Origin of the sequence: Streptomyces oceani (assembly GCF_001751245.1) — a bacterium.
GTDB classification, from domain to species: Bacteria; Actinomycetota; Actinomycetes; order Streptomycetales; family Streptomycetaceae; genus Streptomyces; species Streptomyces oceani.
In genome coordinates, this window is sequence record NZ_LJGU01000036.1 from 1 (window position 1) to 320 (window position 320).

Here is a 320-nt window from a genome sequence, read left to right on the forward strand (position 1 = left end):
GCCAGGGCGGTCCACGAAGGCCGCCGTCCCCGCTCGCCGCCGGCGGCCCCGGTCCGCCACCGTACGGTCACGCCGTCACCTCCCGGCGCGGTGCCAGCCGGTACGCGGCCAGGTCGGCGGCCAGATTCACCGCGACGGTGACGCCGGCGAACAGGAGCGCGTACGCCTGCACCTGGGGAAGATCCCGGTTCTGCACCGCCTCTACGAAGCCGCTGCCCAGCCCGCGGAGGCCGAACACCGCCTCCACCAGTACGGCGCCGCCCAGCATGCCCTCCACGCACCGGGCGTACTGCTGCACCGCGGGTCCCAGGGCGCCCGGC

At 76.2% G+C, this 320-nt stretch carries 1 protein-coding gene; it reads right to left on the minus strand.

Translation table 11 applies throughout. The features are described from left to right. Window positions 1-67 precede the first annotated feature (67 nt). On the minus strand, window positions 68-320 hold a 253-nt coding region (locus AN216_RS00165; RefSeq protein ID WP_139140803.1), incomplete at its 5' end, for an ABC transporter permease subunit.